Source organism: Promicromonospora sp. Populi (assembly GCF_041081105.1).
Taxonomy (GTDB): Bacteria; Actinomycetota; Actinomycetes; order Actinomycetales; family Cellulomonadaceae; genus Promicromonospora.
Window position 1 is genome coordinate 578565 of the sequence record NZ_CP163528.1, and the last position, 19531, is coordinate 598095.

Sequence of the window (19531 nt, forward strand, 5' to 3'; positions counted from 1 at the left end):
CACTCAGACTGATTGATTCTCGCCAATTTTGATCGCATTCTTGCACGTCTCGCGCGGCCCCACGGATGATCGAGGCCATGGTCAGCTTCGGATTCATCGTCGCCGGGAGCGTGCTGTGACCCTTGCCGCGACGGGCGATCTTGTCGCCGACGCCGTGCGGGCACGTAGCGCCGTCCTCGCCTTCAACGTGATCACGCTCGAGCACGCCGAGGGCATCGCCGGAGGGCTGGAGGCGGCCGGTGTCCCCGGCATCCTGCAGGTGAGCGAGAACGCGGTGCGCTTCCACGGCGGGCGGATGGCGCCCCTGCTCGCCGCGTGCCGCGAGGTCGCCGCGGCGTCGGACATCCCGATCGCCGTGCACCTCGACCACGTGCAGGACCTCGCGCTCGCCCGTGCGGTTGTCGCCGACGCGGAGCGGCTCGGCATCTCGTCCCTCATGGTCGACGCCGCCCACCTGGACTACCCGGAGAACGTCGCGACGACGGCCGACCTCGTGGGGGCCGGGCACGACGCGTCCCTGTGGGTGGAGGCCGAGCTGGGCGCCATCGGCGGCAAGGACGGCGCGCACGCGCCGGGCGTGCGCACCGACCCGGACGAGGCGGCGTCGTTCGTGGCGCGGACCGGCGTCGACGGCCTCGCGGTAGCCGTGGGCAGCTCGCACGCGATGACAACGGCGACGGCGGAGCTCGACCTCGACCTGATCGCGCGCCTGGCGGCCCGCCTGCCGGTGCCGCTCGTGCTGCACGGGTCCTCGGGGGTGCCGCTCGGGACGCTCCGGGCCGCTGTCGCCGGCGGAGTTCGCAAGATCAACGTCGGTACCGCGCTCAACGTCGGGTACACGGCTCAGGTGCGGCAGTACCTGGCGGACGACGCGAGCGTGACCGACCCCCGCAAGTACCTGACCCCGGCCCGTACTGCGGTGCGCGAAGTCGTGGACCGCCTCAGTACCGAAGTCCTCCGGGGCTAGCCGGTCAGGCGTTCCAGGCTTCCGTGAACTCCGACAGGTTGATCTTGCCGTCCTCGTCGTGGTCCGCCTTGCCGAAGATCTGCTCGAGGTCCAGGTCGGTGGTCTCCTCGCCGCGGGTGGCCATGGCCTGGCGGAACTCGTCGGCGGTGATGTGGCCGTCGCTGTCGCCGTCGAACTCCGCGAAGGTCTGGCTGAGCTCTTCGTTGGCGGTCATGGGTCGTATCCTCCGTGGTGTTCGAACAGGTCGGCGTCTGGAACAAGTCGAAGAGTATGCAACCACATATCCGGCCTGTCGGGTGTGTCCTGTTAGTCCGTCCGCTACGGTCGCGAGCCAAACGTCGACTCGGAGGGCCAGACCATGAGGTTGTACGCGGCAGCACCGGCACGGTGCGTTCGGCAGGTACTCGGCGACCTGCTGCTGCTCGGCTGGATCGCGGGGTGGGCCTGGGCCGGGCGCGAGCTCTACGAGGCGACCCTGGAGCTGGGGCGGCCGGGCCGCGCGACGGCGTCGGCGGCCGATCAGATGGCGGGGCAGTTCCACGACGTCGAGAGCCGGATCGGCAGCATCCCGGGCGTCGGGGACGACCTGGCCGCACCCTTCAGCGGAGCGGCGGCCGCCGCCGAGAACCTGGCCGCCGCGGGCCGGTCGCAGGCCGAGACGGTCGCCGACATCGCGCTGCTGGCCGGCATCGCGGTGTTCCTGGTCCCGGTGCTGCTGGTGGCCGTGCTGTACGTGCCGCTGCGGGCCCGGTTCGTGCGCCGGGCGGGCGCCGCCCGCCGGTTCGCCGACGCCGATCCGGCGCTGCTGGCGCTGCGGGCCCTGACGAACCAGCCGCTGCGCGCCCTGACGAAGGTCTCCGACGACCCGGTCGGCGCGTGGCGGGACGGCGACCCAGCCGTCGTGCGCCGGCTGGCAGACCTGGAGCTACGGGATCTCGGCCTGCGGCGGTGACGACGGGCCGCGGCGGGGGAGCGGCGGCGGGTCAGCGTGTCGGGGGCTGCTCACCCCACAGCAGCAGGGACCCGCCCAGGCCGATCATCAGCCCGCCGCCGGTCGCTGACATCGCAGACAAACGCCGAGGGGATCGTCCGAACCAGTCGCGGGCCGCGCTCGAAGCGATCACCCATGCTGAGTCGGAGACGAGGCCGACGCACACGACGACTAGACCGAGCTGCAGGAGCTGCAGGGGAACGGACCCGGCCTGCGGGTCGACGAACTGCGGAAGCACCGCGACGAAGAAGGCCACCGTCTTCGGATTGGTGACCCCGACGACGAACCCTTCTCCGAGCAGCCGCCGGCCGGACCGGGCCGGAGAAGGGTCCGCCGCGTCGGGACCGCCGTCGGCGCGGTGCCGTATCGCCTGGACGCCGAGGTACACCAGGTAGAGCGCACCGACGATCTTCACCGCGGTGAAGATCACCACCGACTGCGCGATCACGGCGCCCACGCCCAGAGCCACCGCTATCGCGAGCGGGGTGGAGCCGGCGGCTATCCCCAGGATGCTCAGGAAACCCCCGGTACGACCGAGCGATATCGAGCGCCCGATCGTGAACATCACGCTGGGTCCGGGCACAGCAACCATGAGCAGCGCCACCGCCGCGAAGGCGAGGAGATTCTCGGTGGATACCATCGCGCGAGCCTACGGCGGGGGTGTCGCCGCTGAGACTACGCGGCGCCCCAGAAGTGGTCCTCGGCGGCCTGGTCCTCGCTGACGAGCCAGATCTCGGCGATCTGGTCGCCCTCGACCCGGAAGACGTCAACACCGTGCTGGTCGAGGTCCGGGTGCTCGGGCCGTGCGGCTGTGAAGTGCACGGTCGTGGCGACCAGCGCCCCGGCGTCGGCCACGGACTCCGTCTTCAGGACAAACGTGCCCCCGCTGAGCTCCATGAACCGCCCCAGGTGGGCGAGGATCGCCTCGGGGCCGACATGGTCACCCGAGAGCTGGTTGGCGCCGGGCTGGTGCCACACCGCGTTCTCGCTCAGGACCGCCGCCAAGGCGCCCATGTCACCCGTCGCCATCGCGGCGCCGTATCGCGCGACCACATCGCTTGCAGACATCATTGCTCCGATCCCTCGTGGATAACCTCAGTCCCAGAGTGCGGATGGAAGGGCGGTTACTTCAACGTGACCAGGTTCAACGTGACGAGGTTCAAATGACGAGGTTCAAATGACGGGGGAAGAGCCGATGGCGCGGGAATGGACCGTCTTCTCGCCGAGCTGCCCGTCGCGGGAGTCGCTAGCGCGCATCGCGAACAAGTGGACGGCGATGATCGTCGTCCTGCTGCACGGCGAGCCGATGCGGTTCTCGGCGCTGCACGAACAGGTCGGCGGGATCACCAAGAAGGTGCTGATCGACACGCTGCGGGCGCTGGAGCGGGACGGCATGGTCGAGCACGTCCGCGAGGCGGACGCGCCCGCGCGCTATCGGCTCACGGCCCTCGGCCGGACGCTCCACGAGCCGCTGCTGGCGCTGCAGGTGTGGGCCGAGGCCCACGTCGAGGAGGTGCAGGAGGCCCAGTCGAGGTACGACTCGGCGCTCGACGAGCAGGTGCTCGCGCGCGCCGAGCCGCGCCTCTGACAGCGGATCCGGGGTACAGCTCCGGGCTAGCGGATGCCGTTGACCCGCTGGATCTCCTCCTGGTACGGGGCGACGACCGCCCCTGAGATGCGGCAGTCGAGCATCAGGAATCGGCGGTCGGCCACGGGCTCGTCGGCCCACTGCGCCAAGCGGTCCAGGTCGGCCAGCGAGCGCACCACTATGCCCTCCGCGCCGAAGGCTGCCGCGAGCGCGGCAAAGTCCGCCTCCGGGATCCGCATCGGCCCCTCGGTGAGGCCCTGCAGCCCGTACAGGTGCATCTCGGCGCCGTAGGCGGCGTCGTTCCAGACGACGGCGATGCCCCGGCCTGCGGCGGTGCGCACGGCGGTCTCGAGGTCGGCCAGCGCCATGAGCGCGCCACCGTCGCCGGTGGTGAGCACCACGACGTCGTCCGGGCGTGCTGCGGCGGCGCCCGCGACGCTCGGGAGGCCGAGCCCGATGGACTGGTAGGCGGTGCCGACCATCATCATCCGGTCGGGGGAGGCAACGGGCCAGTACATGTTGGCCCAGCCGATGAAGTGCCCGCCGTCGGAGACGACCACCCGCTCGGCGGGCAGCAGCTCGGCCAGCCGGTGCGCGACACTGCGCGGGTCGAGCCGCCCGTCGGGCGCGATCCCGTCCGCGGGGCCGGTCTCGTAGGCGCGGCTCGCGGCGACGTCCACCGACTCGCGCCAGCCGGACGGCTTCGCGTTCAGGCCGTGCAGCTCGGCCAGGAGGGTGCGGGTCACGAGCGCGGCGTCGCCCCGCACAAAACCGCCGACGTGCCGGTGCGTCGCTGCGGGCGCGGTGTCCACCTGGACCACCCGCGTCCCCGGTGCGAACAGCTCGCCGAACCGCATGGTGAACTGGTTGAGCGAGGCGCCCAGCACGACGGCGACGTCGGCCTGGCGCACCAGCTCCATCGCCTCCTGCGCGCCGAAACCGCCGGCGACGCCGAGGTCGTACCGGCCGTCGGGAAAGACGCCGCGCCCGAGCGCCGTGGTCACGGTCAGCGCCCCCGTCGCCGCGGCGAGCTCCCCGAGTGCTTTGCCCGCGCCGGCGAGCCAGGCGCCGCGACCCGCGAGCAGCAGCGGCCGTTCGGCGTCGGCGAGGTGCTTTGCGAGGTCGGTGATGGCTGCCGCGTCGAACGGACCCGCCGGGGCCAGCGGCCCGGGCAGGTTGGGCTGCGGGGCGTCGGGGATCGGCCCGGCCTCCATGGCGGCGACGTCGTAGGGGATCGCAAGCACCACGGGCACCCGGTAGGTCAGCGAGTGCTCGATGGCGATGATGCTTGTGGCCGCGGCGTCCGCGTGGCCCACCGTATAGGTGCGGGCACCGACGGCGGCCGCGAGCGCGATCTGGTCGACACCCCACGGGCGTGGGCCCGACGTCGGCTCGTCGCCGGCGAGCAGCACGAGCGGCACGCGGGCCTGCGCGGCCTCGGCGAGCGCGGTGAGCGCGTTGGTGAAGCCCGCCCCATAGGTGGCGGTGGCTGCGGCGATGCGGCCCGACGCGCGGAAGTGGGCGTCGGCTGCGACGACTCCGCCGGCCTCGTGCCGGACGGCGGTGAAGCGCGCCGTCGTCGAGCGTTCGAGGGCGTCGAGGAACCAGGCGTTGCCGTTGCCCATGACACCGAAGACATGGTCGACGTGCTGGGCGACGGTACGGGCGACGTGAGCGGAAACGGTGGGCACGGGGGCCTCCAGGGAAGAACGGTGACGGATGAGTGGTGGTCAGGCCGGGGTGAGCGTGTACTTGGTCTGGAGGTACTCGTGGATGCCCTCGGCGCCGCCCTCGCGGCCGAGGCCGGACATCTTCCAGCCGCCGAACGGCGCGGCGGCATTGGAGACGACGCCGACGTTGAGCCCCATCATCCCGGTCTCCAGGCGGTCGATCATGCGCTGCCCCCGGGCGAGGCTCTCGGTGTAGACGTAGCTGACGAGCCCGTACTCGGTGTTGTTGGCCAGGGCGACCGCCTCCTCCTCGGTGTCGAAGGTGGTGATCGCGAGCACCGGGCCGAAGATCTCCTCGGTCAGGATGTTGCTGCCGGGCGCGACGCCGGTCAGGACGGTCGGCTCGAAGAAGGTTCCCGGCCCGTCGATGCGGGAGCCGCCGGTGGCCAGCTCGGCGCCCCGGGCGACCGCGTCCTTGACCAGCGCCTCGGCCTTGGCGACGGCCTTGTCGTCCACCAGCGGGCCGATGGTCACGTCCGGCTCGGTGCCGCGTCCGATGACGAAGCCGTTCACCGCCGCGGTGACTCGACGGGCGAACTCGTCGGCGACGGAGCTGTGCACGATGAACCGGTTAGCGGCCGTGCAGGCCTGCCCGATGTTGCGGAACTTCGCGGCGAGGGCGCCCGTGACGGCCTGGTCCAGGTCGGCGTCCTCGAAGACCACGAACGGAGCGTTGCCACCCAGCTCCATCGAGGTGCGCAGCACGCCGTGCGCCGCCTGCTCCAGCAGCTTCTGCCCCACCGGCGTCGACCCGGTGAAGGACAGCTTCCGCAGCCGCGGGTCGGCGATGATCGGCCCGGACACGGGGCCCGAGCTGGAGGTGGTGAGCACGTTGACCACGCCGTCGGGCAGGCCGGCCTCTTGGAGCAGCTTGGCGAGGTACATGGTGGTCAGCGGGGTCTGCGCCGCGGGCTTGACGACCACCGTGCAGCCCGCCGCCAGGGCGGGGGCGATCTTGCGGGTGGCCATGGCGAGGGGGAAGTTCCACGGGGTGATGAGGTAGCAGGGGCCCACCGGGTGCTGCGAGACGATCATGCGCCCGGTGCCCTCGGGGTTCAGCCCGTAGCGGCCGGTGATCCGTACGGCCTCCTCGGAGAACCAGCGCAGGAACTCGCCCCCGTAGGTCACCTCGCCGCGCGCCTCGGCGAGCGGTTTGCCCATCTCCAGCGTCATGAGCAGGGCGAAGTCCTCCCGGCGTTCCTGCAGGAGGTCGAACGCGCGGCGGAGGATCTCGCCGCGGGCCCGGGCGGGGGTCGCCGCCCAGGACGCGGCCGCGGCGACCGCGGCGTCGAGCGCGGCCGCACCGTCGCTGACGGTGGCGTCGGCGATGGTCTTGATGGTCGTGCCGGTGGCCGGGTCCTCGACGGTGAGCGTCGCTCCCGTCGCGGCTGGACGCCACTGGCCGCCGATGAGGAGTCCGTCGGGGACTGAGGCGAGCAGGGTGGCCTCGCGGGTGTCGGTCATGCGTCCTCCTTGGTGAGGATGGAGTCCTTGGTGAGACTGGAGCCCTTGGCGGGCGTGGTGTCCTGCGGGAGCAGCGCGCCGGCGAAGAACTTCGCGAGCTCGTCCGTCGCGCTCAGTGGCAGCACGGCGGCCACGTACTGGTCGGGGCGGACGACGACGACGGCGCCCCCGCGGTCGATCCCGCGTAGCTCGAAGATGTCGCTGGTGGGGTCGGTGGCGTACACCTTCTCGTGGTCCACCAGCGCGAAGGGCCCGACCCGGGGCTTGAAGACGTCGGGCACGTCGGCGTACTCCACGGCGAAGTGGTCCTGCTGGTAGACGACCTTGACGTCCAGCACGGAGTCCGGGTCGGTCCCGGCCGGGGTGTGCCGCAGCAGCGGGGAGTCGGCGGCGGTGCCCAGCCACTCGGCCCAGTCCCGCAGCGCCGAGGACTCGTGTGGCGCGGGGGCGTCGGCGAAGGCGTACACACGCCACCGCCCGTCGGCGCGGGCGTGGTGGCCCAGGTGGGCGGGATTGCCCTCGGCCACGCGCTCCACCGGAGCCGACTTGAACCGCTTGCCGACCGGGAAGCCCGGGGCGAGACCCTGGTCGGCGTGGTCGCTCACGATCATCGACGGCTGGTACTGCGTCATGAACCCGGCCGGGAACTCCGCCGTCTTGACGTAGAAATCTTCGAGGTAGGTCGCGTCGGGCAGGTCCTCGGGCGCGGTGGCCATCAGGCGCGACCACTCCCGGTCGAAGTCGATCAGGTTCTGGGCGACGACCTGCCGCTCGGCCGAATAGGTGGCCAGCAGGGACTCGGGAGCCCGGCCGGTCAGCACGTGCGCCAGCTTCCACGCGATGTTCCAGCCGTCCTGCATCGACACGTTCATTCCCTGCCCGGCCTTCGCGCTGTGGGTGTGGCACGCGTCGCCGGTCAGGAACACCCGAGGTGCGCGGGTGCCGGTGAGCTCGTCGGGGACGTCGTCGAACCCGTCGGTGACCCGGTGGCCCACCTCGTACACGCTGTGCCAGGGCACGTCCTTCACGTCCAGCGTGTAGGGGTGGATGATCCGGTTGGCCCGTGCGGCGATCTCCGTCAGCGGGGTCGCGCGGACGCTGCCGTCGTCGTCCGGCGGCACCTCGCCGAGGTCGACGTACCAGCGGGCCAGGTACCCGCCCTCGCGGGGGATGAGCAGGATGGAGCCGCCGTCGTGCGACTGGATGGCGCACTTGGTGCGCACGTCCGGGAAGTCGGTCACGGCGAGCACGTCCATCACGCCCCAGGCGTGGTTGGCCTTGTCGCCCACGGGCTTGCGGCCGATTGCCTCCCGTACGGCGCTGTGCGCCCCGTCGCAGCCGACGACGTAGCGGGCGCGCACCGTGCGGTTGGTGCCCTCGTGCGGCCCGGCCGTGTGCCGCAGCGTGACGGTGACGGGTTCGGCCGGGTCGTCGGCCACCTCAAGCCCGACGACCTCCAGGCCGTAGTCCGGGGTCACGCGGGCGGGTCCCTTGGCCGCCACCTCGGCGAAGTAGTCCAGCACCCGCGCCTGGTTGACGATCAGGTGCGGGAACTCGCTGACCTCGCCCGGGTCGTCCGGCGGTACGGCTGCCCGCACGATGTTCTCCGGGTGCTCAGGGTCGGGCTTCCAGAACGCCATCTCCGTGATCCAGTAGGCCTCGGCAGTGATCCGCTCCGCGAAGCCGAACGCCTGGAAGGTCTCGACGCTGCGTGCCTGGATGCCGTCGGCCTGGCCCATCTCGAGGCGTCCCGCCCTCCGCTCGACTATGTGCGTGCGGATACCGGGGAACTGCGCGAGCTGCGCGGCGGCGATCATGCCCGCCGGGCCGCTGCCGACGATGAGCACATCGACCTCGTCCGGCAGCTCGGCGGGCCGGGTGAGTCCGTAACCCTCGGCCGGCTGCAGGTGCGGGTCGCCCGACACGTAGCCGTGGTGGTGGAACTGCATTGTTCGTCCGTTCTGCTCGTGGTCCGGTTGCCCGGGGGGCGGCCCCTCAGGCCCTGGACAGACCGTAGATCGGGCTGACGGCCTGCTCCTCCTCGTGGTCCGGGCCCAGCGGGATGCCGGTGCGGTCCCGCAGCAGCAGTGTCGCTGCCAGCCCGATCACCGTCATGCCGGCGAGGTAGAAGGTCACGGATGTCGTCGCACCCGTGGCCTGCACCAGCGCCGTGGCGATGGTGGGCGCGAACGCGCCACCGAGGATCGACCCGGTCGCGTGGGAGGCCGCGGCGCCGGAGAACCGGATCGACGCCGGGTACAGCTCGGCGTTGAGCGCCGACTGCGGTCCGTAGCTGAGCCCCAGACCGATCGAGAGGATGGACAGGCCGAGGAGCAGCGAGCCAAACGTCCCCAGGTTGACCAGCGGGAACAGCGCGAGCACGCCGACGAGCTGCGCCACGAAGCCGACCGCGAGGGTGGTGCGGCGGCCGAGGTGGTCAGACAGGGCGGCCGCGGACCAGGTGGATACGAGCCAGACGACGGCGGAGATCGTCACGGCCCACAGGACCGGTCCGCGATCGAGCCCGACAGGACCCGCCGGATCGGACGCATAACGCTGGATGTATCCGCCGGCGGTCATGTAGCCGACAGCATTGTTGCCGGCGAAGATGAAGGCGGCGACGAAGACGAGCGGCGTGTGCTTCTTGAAGAGCCGCAGGAGCGGCTGGTGGGTGGTCTCCTTGCGATCGGCGATCTCGACGAACACCGGGCTCTCCTCGACGCTGCGGCGCACCCAGAACCCGACACCGATGAGCACGATGCTCAGTAGGAACGGGACCCGCCAGCCCCACGTGAGGAAGGCGTCGCCGGGCGCGACGGCGCTCATGATCGCCATCATCGCGGACGAGAGCAGCAGGCCGAGCGGGACTCCTACCTGGGGCGAGGCACCGAAGAGGCCGCGACGGTGCGCGGGGGCGTGCTCGGTGGACATCAGGACGGCCCCTCCCCACTCGCCGCCTGCCGAGATGCCCTGGAGGATCCGCAGCAGCACCAGCAGGACCGGTGCCGTGACGCCGATCTGCCCGTACGTCGGCAGCAGTCCGATGAGCGCCGTCGCCGTGCCCATGAGCAGCAGGGTGAAGACGAGCACCACGCGCCGTCCGTACCTGTCGCCGAGGTGCCCGGCGATGATCGCGCCAAGCGGGCGGAAGAGGAAGCTGACGCCCACCGAGCCGAAGGCCAGGAGGGTGGCGAGACCTGAGCCCGCAGGCTCGAAGAACAGCTGGCCGAATACCAGGCCGGCCGCTGCGGCATAGAGGAAGAAGTCGTACCACTCGACCGTCGTGCCGACCACGGTCGCGAGGACGACTCTGCGCTGTTCGCGGGGCGATGAGGCGCGGACCGGGGTCGGTCCGTCCTGGGTCGGACGTGACATCGCATGACTCCCTTGTCTGTATCCGGCCTGCTGCCATAGACAGGCCGTCGTGCTGGGCTCGGCCTGCGTGGCGTTGCCCTGTTGCCCAAGACCATATACGATCTGTGATACGAAATGCCAGAGGTCGTGAAGGACCAGCCGAACAAGGGCAAGGGAGCTCATGGGTATCGAACCGCAGGCGGTGCCGCTGGCGGTACGGCCGGGAAAGGTCGTCGCGGTCCACATCGCGTACGTCTCGCGCGCCGACCAGCGCGGACGGCGCCCCGCAGCGCCGTCGTACTTCCTGAAGCCGACCAGCTCGCTCGCTGCCACGGGCAGCGTGGTCGAGCGGCCGGCCGGCACGGAGCTGCTCGCCTTCGAGGGGGAGGTCGCGCTGGTCATCGGCGAACCTGCCCGGCACGTGCCGGTCGCGGAGGCCTGGGGTCACGTCGCCGCCGTCACCGCCGCGAACGACCTCGGCGTCTATGACCTGCGCTGGGCCGACAAGGGCTCCAACGTGCGCTCCAAGGGCCGCGACGGCTACACGCCGATCGGCCCCGCGCTCGTCGATGCCCGTGCGGTCGACCCGGCGGGGCTGCGGGTGCGCACCTGGGTCAACGGCGCGCTCGTGCAGGAGGACACCACCGGCACCGACGAGCTGCTGTTCCCGTTCGCGCAGATCGTGGCCGACCTGTCCCAGCACCTCACGCTGGAGACGGGCGACGTCATCCTCACGGGCACCCCCGCCGGGTCGAGCGTCGTGGTGCCGGGCGACGTGATCGAGGTCGAGGTGGACGCCCCAGCGGCGCCCGGCGCGCCGACGTCGGGCCGCCTGGTGACCACCGTGGTGCAGGGCGACGTGCCGTTCTCCGACGTCGGCGCGGGACCGAAGATCGACGACACCCAGCGGGCCGAGGCGTGGGGCAGCCGCGAGGCCGCGGGGCTCCCGCCGGAGGTCGCGTCCGACGTCGCGCCGGAGCCGTTCGTGCTCACCGACGAGCTCGCCGACAAGCTGCGGCGCGCACCGGTCGCCGGGCTCTCCGCGCAGCTCCGCAAGCGCGGTCTGGACAACGTGATCATCGAGGGCGTGCGGCCCAACACACCGGGCGCGACGCTCGTGGGCCGGGCGCGCACGCTGCGCTTCGTGCCGAACCGCGAGGACCTGTTCGTCAGCCACGGCGGCGGCTACAACGCGCAGAAGCGCACGTTCGACGCCGTCGGTGCGGGCGAGGTCATCGTCATCGAGGCGCGCGGCGAGAAGGGCTCGGCGACCCTCGGCGACGTCCTCGCGCTGCGCGCGACGGCCCGCGGGGCGGCCGGCGTCGTCACCGACGGCGGTGTGCGCGACTTCGACGCCGTGGCGGCCACGGGACTGGCCGTCTTCTCGGGCGGCCCCCACCCCGCGGTGCTCGGGCGCCGGCACGTGCCGTGGGACACCGACGTGGCCGTCGCCTGTGGGGGAGCGACCGTGCTGCCGGGGGACGTCATCGTCGGTGACGCAGACGGCGTCGTCGTCGTGCCGCCGCACTTGGCGCAGGAGGTGGCTGACGCGACCCTCGCCCAGGAGGAGCAGGACGCCTGGGTGGCGCAGCAGGTGGCCAACGGCCATCCGCTCGACGGCCTGTTCCCGCCGAACGCCGAGTGGCGGGCGCGCTATGAGGCGTGGCAGTCCCAGGTACAGGGGGAGTCGTGATGACGGCACCGGACGAATCGACGTCGGCGGTCGAGACCGCGTTCGCCGGCGCGCTCAGCAAGTCCCAGCTGGCCTACACGCACCTGCGCGACCGCATCGCGCTCCACGACCTCGGCCCGGGCTACCGCCTCGTGCTGCAGAGCATCGCCGACGAGCTCTCGATGAGCGTCGTGCCGGTGCGCGAGGCGATCCGGCGGCTGGAGGCCGAGGGCCTGGTGACCTATGAGCGCAACGTCGGGGCGCGGGTCGCGATGATCGACGAGCACGGGTACGTGGACGCCATGCAGGCCCTGGGCGTCGTCGAGGGGGCTGCGACCGGCCTCTCGGCGCAGGGCATCTCACCCGTGGACCTAGCACGCGCGGCGGAGGTGAACGAGCGCATGCGCGCCCTGCTCGATCACTTCGACCCGCACATGTTCACGGCGCTGAACCGGCAGTTCCACTCGGTGCTGTTCGAGTCGTGCCCCAACCCCTTGCTGCTCGACATGGTCCACCGCGGCTGGGCCCAGCTGTCCGGGCTGCGGGACTCCACGTTCGCCTTTGTGCCCGGCCGGGCACATGACTCCGTGGCGGAGCACGTCTACCTCCTCGACCTGATCGCCGGCGGCGCCGAACCGATCGAGATCGAGATCGCCGCGCGCGACCACCGCTGGGCGACCATGCAGGCCTTCCTGGACGCCCGCGCCGGCCGTGCCGGTGCTGACGCTGCCAGTGCTGACGCTGCCGTCGCCGCCGCAGCCAGGCCCCACCAGACACAACACCGGGAGACACCGTGACCGACCAGCCGACCGACCAGCCGACGACCCGCCACGTACCCGCCGATCTGCCCGGCCGCATCCAGCACTACATCGGCGGCAAGTTCGTCGACTCGGTCGACGGCGACACGTTCGACGTGCTCGATCCGGTCACGAACGAGGTCTACGTGCAGGCGGCTGCCGGAAAGGCGGCCGACGTCGAGCGCGCCGTCGCCGCGGCGCGCGACGCGTTCCTGAACGGTCCGTGGCCCAGGCTGGTGCCGCGCGAGCGCTCGCGGATCCTGCACCGGATCGCGGACATCGTCGAGTCGCGCGACGCCCGGCTCGCCGAGCTGGAGAGCTTCGACTCCGGCCTGCCGATCACGCAGGCGCTGGGCCAGGCACGCCGGGCGGCCGAGAACTTCCGGTTCTTCGCCGACCTGGTCGTGGCCCAGTCGGACGACACCTTCAAGGTGCCCGGCCGCCAGATCAACTACGTCAACCGCAAGCCGATCGGCGTTGCAGGCCTCATCACGCCGTGGAACACGCCGTTCATGCTCGAGTCCTGGAAGCTGGGCCCGGCGCTGGCCACCGGCAACACAGTGGTGCTCAAGCCCGCCGAGTTCACGCCGCTCTCGGCGTCGCTGTGGGCCGGCATCTTCGAGGAGGCCGGGCTGCCCGAGGGCGTGTTCAACCTGGTCAACGGCCTCGGCGAGGACGCGGGGGACGCGCTGGTCAAGCACCCGGACGTGCCGCTGATCTCGTTCACGGGGGAGAGCAGCACCGGGCAGCTCATCTTCGCCAACGCCGCCCCGCACCTCAAGGGCCTGTCGATGGAGCTGGGTGGCAAGTCCCCGGCCATCGTCTTCGCCGACGCCGACCTGGACGCAGCGATCGACGCCACGATCTTCGGCGTCTTCTCGCTCAACGGGGAGCGCTGCACCGCGGGCAGCCGCATCCTGGTGGAGCGCGCGGTCTACGACGAGTTCGTCGAGCGGTACGCCGCGCAGGCGAAGCGGGTAGTAGTCGGCGACCCGCAGGACCCGAGGACCGAGGTGGGCGCGCTCGTGCACCCCGAGCACTACGCGAAGGTCATGAGCTACATCAATATCGGCAAGTCCGAGGGCCGGCTCGTCAGCCGGCGGCGGGCGTCCGGAAGGCTTCGCGGAGGGCAACTACGTGGCGCCGACCGTCTTCGCGGACGTGCCGTCGTCGGCCCGGATCTTCCAGGAGGAGATCTTCGGCCCGGTCGTGGCGATCACGCCGTTCGACACCGACCAGGAGGCCCTCGACCTGGCCAACGGGGTCAAGTACGGGCTGGCCGCGTACGTCTGGACCAACGACCTGAAGCGCGCGCACAACTTCGCCCACGACATCGAGGCGGGGATGGTCTGGCTCAACTCGAACAACGTGCGCGACCTGCGCACGCCGTTCGGCGGGGTCAAGGCCTCCGGCCTCGGGCACGAGGGCGGCTACCGCTCGATCGACTTCTACACAGACCAGCAGGCCGTGCACATCACGCTCGGCAAGGTGCACAACCCGACGTTCGGCAAGGGAGCCTGAACCATGACCGACCAGATCCCCACGGCCCAGATCCCCACGGCCCAGATCCCCACGCCCCAGGCGCCGCCGCCGGACATCCTGCGCTGCGCGTACATGGAGCTGGTGGTCACCGACCTGGCGGCCTCCCGGAACTTCTACGTCGATGTCCTCGGCCTGGTGGTCACCGAGGAGGACGAGGACACCGTCTACCTGCGCAGCCTCGAGGAGTTCATCCACCACAACCTCGTGCTCCGCAAGGGTCCGACGGCGGCCGTCGCCGCGTTCTCCTACCGGGTGCGCAGCCCGGAGGAGCTCGACCGGGCCGTCGCGTTCTACTCGGAGCTCGGCTGCCGGGTGGAACGCCGCGCGGAGGGCTTCACCAAGGGGATCGGCGACTCGGTCCGGGTGACCGACCCGCTCGGCTTCCCCTACGAGTTCTTCTACGACGTCGAGCACGTCGAGCGGCTCGCGTGGCGCTACGACCTGCACACCCCCGGCGCCCTCGTGCGCCTGGACCACTTCAACCAGGTCACCCCGGACGTGCCGCGCGCCGTGAAGTTCATGGAGGACCTCGGCTTCCGGGTCACCGAGGACATCCAGGACGCCGAGGGCACCACCTACGCCGCGTGGATGCGCCGCAAGCCCACCGTGCACGACACGGCGATGACCGGCGGCGACGGCCCGCGGATGCACCACGTCGCTTTCGCCACGCACGAGAAGCACAACATCATCGCGATCTGCGACAAGCTCGGCGCGCTGCGCCTGAGCGACCGCATCGAGCGCGGCCCGGGCCGGCACGGCGTCTCGAACGCGTTCTACCTGTACCTGCGCGACCCGGACGGGCACCGCGTGGAGATCTACACGCAGGACTACTACACGGGCGACCCCGACAACCCCGTGGTGACCTGGGACGTGCACGACAACCAGCGCCGCGACTGGTGGGGCAACCCCGTGGTGCCGTCCTGGTACACGGAGGCGTCGCTCGTCCTGGACCTGGACGGCAACCCGCAGCCCGTCGTCGCCCGCACGGACACCTCGGAGATGGCGGTGACCATCGGCGCGGACGGCTTCTCCTACACCCGCCCGGAGGACTCCAAACAAGCCCAGGACGACGCCGAGGTGCTGCCGTCGTGGAAGCAGGGCGAGTACAAGCTGGGACACCAGCTGTGACCGATTCCCTGCCGCCTAGAACGGAAGGAGCGCGCATGCTCGACGACGCGACGATCACCGGCATCGCCGACGAGCTGGCCCGCGCCGAGGCCGAGCGCACCACGGTGCCGCTCCTGACCGCGCGCTATCCCGGCATGACCATCGACGACTCCTACGCCGTGCAGAACACGTGGCGCCGGCGCGGCATCGAGGCGGGCCGCCGCCCCGTGGGCCGCAAGATAGGGCTCACCTCGAAGGTCATGCAGGCAGCCACGGGCATCACCGAGCCGGACTACGGCGCGATCTTCGCCGACATGGTCTTCGAGAACGGCTCGGTCATCGAGCACCAGCGGTTCTCGAACGTCCGGATCGAGGTGGAGCTCGCCTTTGTGCTGCGCGAGGGCCTGAAGGGCCCGGACACCACGGTGTTCGACGTGCTGCGCGCCACCGAGTACGTGGTGCCGGCCCTGGAGATCCTGTCGTCGCGCATCGAGATGGCGGGCCGCACCATCGTCGACACGGTCAGCGACAACGCGGCGATGGGCGGCATGGTCTACGGCGGCAACCCCGTCCAGGTGGGGGAGACGGACCTGCGCTGGGTCTCGGCGCTGCTGTACCGCAACGAGACCATCGAGGAGTCCGGCGTCGCGGCCGCCGTCCTGAACCACCCCGCCAACGGCGTCGCCTGGCTGGCCAACAAGCTCGCCCAGCACGGCGACGCGCTGCAACCGGGGGAGATCGTCCTGGCCGGCTCCTTCACCCGGCCCATGTGGGTGGAGCCCGGCGACACAGTGCTCGCCGACTACCGAGAGCTGGGGACCGTCTCGTGCCGATTCGTCTGAACCTTCCGCCCACCTTCTCCGGCCGCATCGCCGGGTCCGACCGCCCGCAGATCGGCATGTGGGTCAGCTCCGGCAGCCCGCTGGTGGCCGAGATCTGCGCGGGTGCGGGCCTGGACTGGCTGCTGATCGACGGCGAGCACTCGCCGATCGGCCTGGAGACGACGGCGGCCCTGCTGCAGGCGGTGGCGCCGTACCCGGTCACCCCGGTGGTGCGGGCGGCGTCGGGCGACACCGTGCTGCTCAAGCAGCTGCTCGACCTGGGCGCGCAGAACGTGCTGGTGCCGATGGTCGACACGGCGGAGCAGGCCCGCGCCGTCGTGCAGGCCGTGCGCTATCCGCCGCGCGGCGTGCGCGGCGTGGGCAGCGCGCTGGCCCGCGGTGCCCGCTGGAACCGGGTGGCCGACTACATGCAGGACGCCGACCGGTACGTGTCGCTGTTCGTGCAGGTCGAGTCAACTACCGGCGTCGCGAACGCCGCCGCCATCGCGGCGGTCGACGGGGTCGACGGCGTGTTCGTGGGACCGTCCGACCTGGCGGCCTCCATGGGTGTGCTCGGGCAGCAGACGCACCCGGACGTGGTCGCCGCGGTGCGCACGACGTTCGAGGCCGTGCGCGCCGCGGGCAAACCTGTCGGCGTCAACGCGTTCGACCCCGCCGTGGCCCAGTCCTACCTGGACGCCGGGGCGTCCTTCGTGCTGGTCGGAGCCGACGTCGCGCTGCTGGCCCGCGGCTCGGAGGCGCTCGCCGACACCTGGATCCCGGCGGACGACGAACGGGCGGGGGAGCCGGAGTAGGAGGAGCCGCTCAGAGCGCCCCGCCGGCCGCCTTCGGTGCCGCGGCGGACTGGCCGGCGTCGCCGATCGTCTCGCGGGCGACGTAGTTCTCCAGGTCGAACAGGTTGTCGCCGGCGCGCGTCGCGACGGTGACCAGCGTGGTCGCGGCGGCGACCTCCTCGACCTGCTCCTCGAGGAACCACATCAGGAACTGCTCGCCCAGCGCGTCGCCCTCCTCGCGGGCCGCGCGGAAGATCGCCTCGATCTGCCGGGTGACCTGCTGCTCCTGGTCCAGCGCGAGCTGGAGCGGCTCCAGCACGTTTGCGAAGTCGTTCCGCACCTCGGGTGTGCCGGGGATCTTCACGGGCAGCGACCGGTCGAGGTGGTACTGGACGATCATCATGCCGTGGTTGCGCTCCTCGAGCGCCTGGCGGTAGAAGTGCGCGGCGAGCTGGGGCAGGTCATGGCTGTCGAACCAGACTGCGATCGCCACGTACTGCAGGTGCGCGGCCAGCTCGTGGCCCACCTGCTCGCCCAGCAGCTTGAGGTACTGCGAGTTCTCAGAGGTAGTCGTCATGTCCCTCACGCTACCCGGTGACGATGGGTCAGGAGGCGCACTGTCCCGTCGTCACAGCGGTGTCCAGATCGGGCGCCTGGGCTGCGACCGGGAGCAGCTCTGCGCTCGTCATGGCGTAGCCGATGTCAAGGTCGGACTCGTCCCGCGCGAAGATGACGCCGGCCACGTCCCCGTCCGTCGTCAGGAGCGGCCCACCCGAGTTGCCGGGCCGCACCACGGCGGCCAGCGAGTAGATCTCGCGTCCCTCGGTGCTTGTGCCGTACGAGTCCGGCACCTGGACGGTGCCGACGCTGAGCACGCCGGCGCTGCCCGAGGTGAACGGCCCCCCGTAGGGGTAACCCTGGACGACGGCCTCGTCGCCGACCGCCAGGGTCGGGGCGATGTCGATCGGGTCCGCGGCGAGGTTGTCGACGGCGATGACCGCGAGGTCGTCGATGGGGTCGTAGTACACGACGCGCCCCTCCCGGACCGCCCCGCCGGGGAGCTCGACGACCGGCCGGTCCACACCGGCCACGACGTGCGCGTTGGTGACGAGCCGGTCGTCGGCGACAACAAAGCCCGACCCCGTCGAGCTCGTCCCGCACGCGTACGCGATGCCCGAGATCCGGGCCACCGACTGCGCGGACTCCTCCAGCTGGGGGTTGTCCAGGTCGACGGCGGGCACCACCGGCGCCTGCGTCGGCACGACCAGCATGTTCAGCCGCGGCAGGCCGTCGTCGAGCACAAAGGCACGCATCTCGGCGAGGGGACGGCCGACGGCGGGCGGGGTGAGCTCGTCGATGGTGCGCAGGACGGCGGACGACGAGACCGCCGAGGCGACGCCGGGCGCGCCGGTCGCGCTGACCGCGTTGCCGACGAACGAGAGCGCCAGGGCCACGACGATCACGTTCGCGGCGCCGCCGAGGAGGCGTTCGAGGGGACGCAGCGCCGTGCGGTCGACGCCGCTGCGCAGGCTGCGGCCCAGCCCGGCGCCGACGGAAGCCCCGAACAGCGGCAGCAGGATGGCCACGGCCAGGGACACCGGTCCGCGCCACTGGGTGGTGGGCAGCAGGTCGTTGACCACCGGGACCGCCCAGAAGGCCGCGGCGCCGCCGACGACGAGGCCGATCAGACCACCGAGCGTGGCCAGGAGGCCCCGGCTCAGGCCGGCCGCGAGGGCGATGATCAGCACCACGAGGAGCACGAGGTCGACAAGGCTCACGGGGCCTCCTTCGAGAGGTGGCATCAGGGGCGGCACTCCGGGCGACGCCAAGGGCCGACCGCTGGGCGGACGAGATGACCGTACGGGCTGAACCCCCGTGCGGTGCGCTGCAACCCGCGTCCATCACGTGATCCGCTGATTTGCGGCCAGAAGTTCACAGCGGCTTTCCCTGTTTTTTTCAGCCGCCCTGGACGGACGAGATAGCGATGGCCGCGCTGGCGGTGGTGACCGCCAGCATGGTCCGGGTCACCGCCTCCGAGGCGGCCGCGGCACCCCAGTCGCCCTTCTCCAGCTCCTTGCCGCGGGTGTAGACGGCGCCCGACCACGGGATGTCCTTGTCCAGCACCGGCAGGCTCCCGCTCGCCGACAGCAGCGCCGCGAGCACCCCGGAGCGCGGGGTCGGCTCGGCGCCGTCGGCCAGCACGGGGCGCACCGCGTCCAGCAGCTCCGCGCGGCGGGACGTACCGCCGTCGACCAGGGCGGTCGTCTTGATGAAACCGAGGGCCTTGTGCTCCTCGCGGTGGATGTGGCCTCGTTCGGCGAGCCGGTCGAGCAGCACGCCGCGCAGCTGCGGGCCGACCTCGGCGATGAGCGACTGCGCACCCTGCCGCTTCGTGGTGAGCGGCTCCCACACGTCGTGCAGCAGTGGGTCGGCCGGCGGGTTGCTGGTCACCGCGGTCACCCGCGGGCCGGTCAGCGTCGGACGTTCGTCGACCGTGACGTGCTCCTCGACCACCAGCTCGGTCAGGACCGCGCCCGCCAGCGTGTAGAAGAGCGTGCCCTCGCCAGCGATGGTGCCGGACCGGGGGTCGAACAGCAGCAGGAGCAGGTCCTCGGCGATCAGTGGTGCGGCGGGGATGGTCGATACGGTCAACGTCTCATCCGTTCGTCGGGGTCGGTCGGAGGCGGGCGCCGTGAGTGTCGTC

The 19531-nt window shown here is 71.4% G+C and carries 18 protein-coding genes and 1 pseudogene; 9 read left to right on the top strand and 10 right to left on the bottom strand.

Annotated elements, in window-relative coordinates; genetic code table 11:
* The first annotated feature begins 115 nt into the window (after positions 1–115).
* Entirely contained in the window at positions 116–967 is an 852-nt protein-coding gene (locus tag AB1046_RS02525) for a class II fructose-bisphosphate aldolase (RefSeq protein ID WP_369372219.1), read from the top strand.
* 4 nt (positions 968–971) lie between these two features.
* Here AB1046_RS02525 and AB1046_RS02530 read toward each other — a convergent pair whose 3' ends face one another.
* Positions 972–1181 carry an EF-hand domain-containing protein gene (locus AB1046_RS02530; RefSeq protein ID WP_369372220.1) on the bottom strand — a complete coding sequence of 70 codons (210 nt, stop codon included), beginning with the start codon at positions 1179–1181 and terminating at the stop codon, positions 972–974.
* A 144-nt stretch (positions 1182–1325) separates the two neighbouring features.
* Here AB1046_RS02530 and AB1046_RS02535 point away from each other — a divergent pair, with 144 nt between their 5' ends.
* Positions 1326–1919, top strand: coding sequence for a hypothetical protein (locus tag AB1046_RS02535; RefSeq protein WP_369372222.1), 594 nt, complete (start codon positions 1326–1328; stop codon positions 1917–1919).
* Between the two features lie 31 nt (positions 1920–1950).
* Here the strand turns inward: AB1046_RS02535 and AB1046_RS02540 are convergent, their stop codons facing one another.
* Positions 1951–2598 carry a LysE family translocator gene (locus AB1046_RS02540; RefSeq protein ID WP_369372223.1) on the bottom strand — a complete coding sequence of 216 codons (648 nt, stop codon included), beginning with the start codon at positions 2596–2598 and terminating at the stop codon, positions 1951–1953.
* A 35-nt stretch (positions 2599–2633) separates the two neighbouring features.
* Positions 2634–3026 (bottom strand): nuclear transport factor 2 family protein, encoded by a 393-nt coding sequence (locus tag AB1046_RS02545; protein ID WP_369372225.1) that lies wholly within the window; start codon positions 3024–3026, stop codon positions 2634–2636.
* A gap of 109 nt (positions 3027–3135) precedes the next feature.
* Between AB1046_RS02545 and AB1046_RS02550 the strand changes: the two genes are divergently transcribed.
* Positions 3136–3546, top strand: a complete 411-nt coding sequence (locus tag AB1046_RS02550; protein WP_369372226.1) for a winged helix-turn-helix transcriptional regulator — start codon at positions 3136–3138, stop codon at positions 3544–3546.
* A 26-nt stretch (positions 3547–3572) separates the two neighbouring features.
* On the opposite strand, the gene AB1046_RS02555 is transcribed toward AB1046_RS02550, so the two are convergent.
* The 4 genes from AB1046_RS02555 to AB1046_RS02570 are packed head-to-tail and all read right to left on the bottom strand — an operon-like array spanning position 3573 to position 10115.
* Positions 3573–5237: a thiamine pyrophosphate-binding protein gene (locus AB1046_RS02555; RefSeq protein WP_369372228.1), complete on the bottom strand. Its 1665-nt coding sequence runs from the start codon at positions 5235–5237 to the stop codon at positions 3573–3575.
* A 39-nt stretch (positions 5238–5276) separates the two neighbouring features.
* Entirely contained in the window at positions 5277–6740 is a 1464-nt protein-coding gene (locus AB1046_RS02560; protein WP_369372230.1) for an NAD-dependent succinate-semialdehyde dehydrogenase, read from the bottom strand.
* The gene (locus tag AB1046_RS02565) at positions 6737–8689 is read right to left on the bottom strand and encodes an FAD-binding monooxygenase (protein ID WP_369372232.1); all 1953 of its coding nucleotides are present in this window, start codon (positions 8687–8689) and stop codon (positions 6737–6739) included. Before AB1046_RS02565 ends, AB1046_RS02560 begins: the two co-directional genes overlap by 4 nt.
* Positions 8690–8735: 46 nt before the next feature.
* A complete protein-coding gene (locus tag AB1046_RS02570; RefSeq protein WP_369372233.1) occupies positions 8736–10115 on the bottom strand; it encodes an MFS transporter in 1380 nt (459 codons plus the stop codon).
* A gap of 160 nt (positions 10116–10275) precedes the next feature.
* Here AB1046_RS02570 and AB1046_RS02575 point away from each other — a divergent pair, with 160 nt between their 5' ends.
* From AB1046_RS02575 to AB1046_RS02600, 6 genes and pseudogenes are all read left to right on the top strand, one after another.
* A complete protein-coding gene (locus tag AB1046_RS02575) occupies positions 10276–11787 on the top strand; it encodes a fumarylacetoacetate hydrolase family protein (RefSeq protein WP_369372234.1) in 1512 nt (503 codons plus the stop codon).
* Positions 11787–12563, top strand: coding sequence for a GntR family transcriptional regulator (locus AB1046_RS02580; protein WP_369372235.1), 777 nt, complete (start codon positions 11787–11789; stop codon positions 12561–12563). Before AB1046_RS02575 ends, AB1046_RS02580 begins: the two co-directional genes overlap by 1 nt.
* Before the next feature lie 47 nt (positions 12564–12610).
* Positions 12611–14084: pseudogene (gene hpaE, locus AB1046_RS02585) on the top strand (5-carboxymethyl-2-hydroxymuconate semialdehyde dehydrogenase).
* 3 nt (positions 14085–14087) lie between these two features.
* Positions 14088–15233, top strand: coding sequence for a 3,4-dihydroxyphenylacetate 2,3-dioxygenase (hpaD, locus tag AB1046_RS02590; protein ID WP_369372236.1), 1146 nt, complete (start codon positions 14088–14090; stop codon positions 15231–15233).
* 35 nt (positions 15234–15268) lie between these two features.
* Complete coding sequence (gene hpaH / locus AB1046_RS02595; RefSeq protein WP_369372237.1) at positions 15269–16054, top strand: 2-oxo-hept-4-ene-1,7-dioate hydratase; 786 nt, start codon at positions 15269–15271, stop codon at positions 16052–16054.
* Positions 16039–16848 (top strand): aldolase/citrate lyase family protein, encoded by an 810-nt coding sequence (locus tag AB1046_RS02600; RefSeq protein WP_369372238.1) that lies wholly within the window; start codon positions 16039–16041, stop codon positions 16846–16848. Before hpaH ends, AB1046_RS02600 begins: the two co-directional genes overlap by 16 nt.
* A gap of 10 nt (positions 16849–16858) precedes the next feature.
* Here the strand turns inward: AB1046_RS02600 and AB1046_RS02605 are convergent, their stop codons facing one another.
* The 3 genes from AB1046_RS02605 to AB1046_RS02615 form a co-directional block, all read right to left on the bottom strand.
* Positions 16859–17404: a ferritin gene (locus tag AB1046_RS02605; protein WP_369372239.1), complete on the bottom strand. Its 546-nt coding sequence runs from the start codon at positions 17402–17404 to the stop codon at positions 16859–16861.
* A 28-nt stretch (positions 17405–17432) separates the two neighbouring features.
* A complete protein-coding gene (locus AB1046_RS02610) occupies positions 17433–18605 on the bottom strand; it encodes a MarP family serine protease (protein ID WP_369372240.1) in 1173 nt (390 codons plus the stop codon).
* A gap of 178 nt (positions 18606–18783) precedes the next feature.
* A complete protein-coding gene (locus tag AB1046_RS02615) occupies positions 18784–19479 on the bottom strand; it encodes a GPP34 family phosphoprotein (RefSeq protein WP_369372241.1) in 696 nt (231 codons plus the stop codon).
* Between the last annotated feature and the right edge of the window lie 52 nt (positions 19480–19531).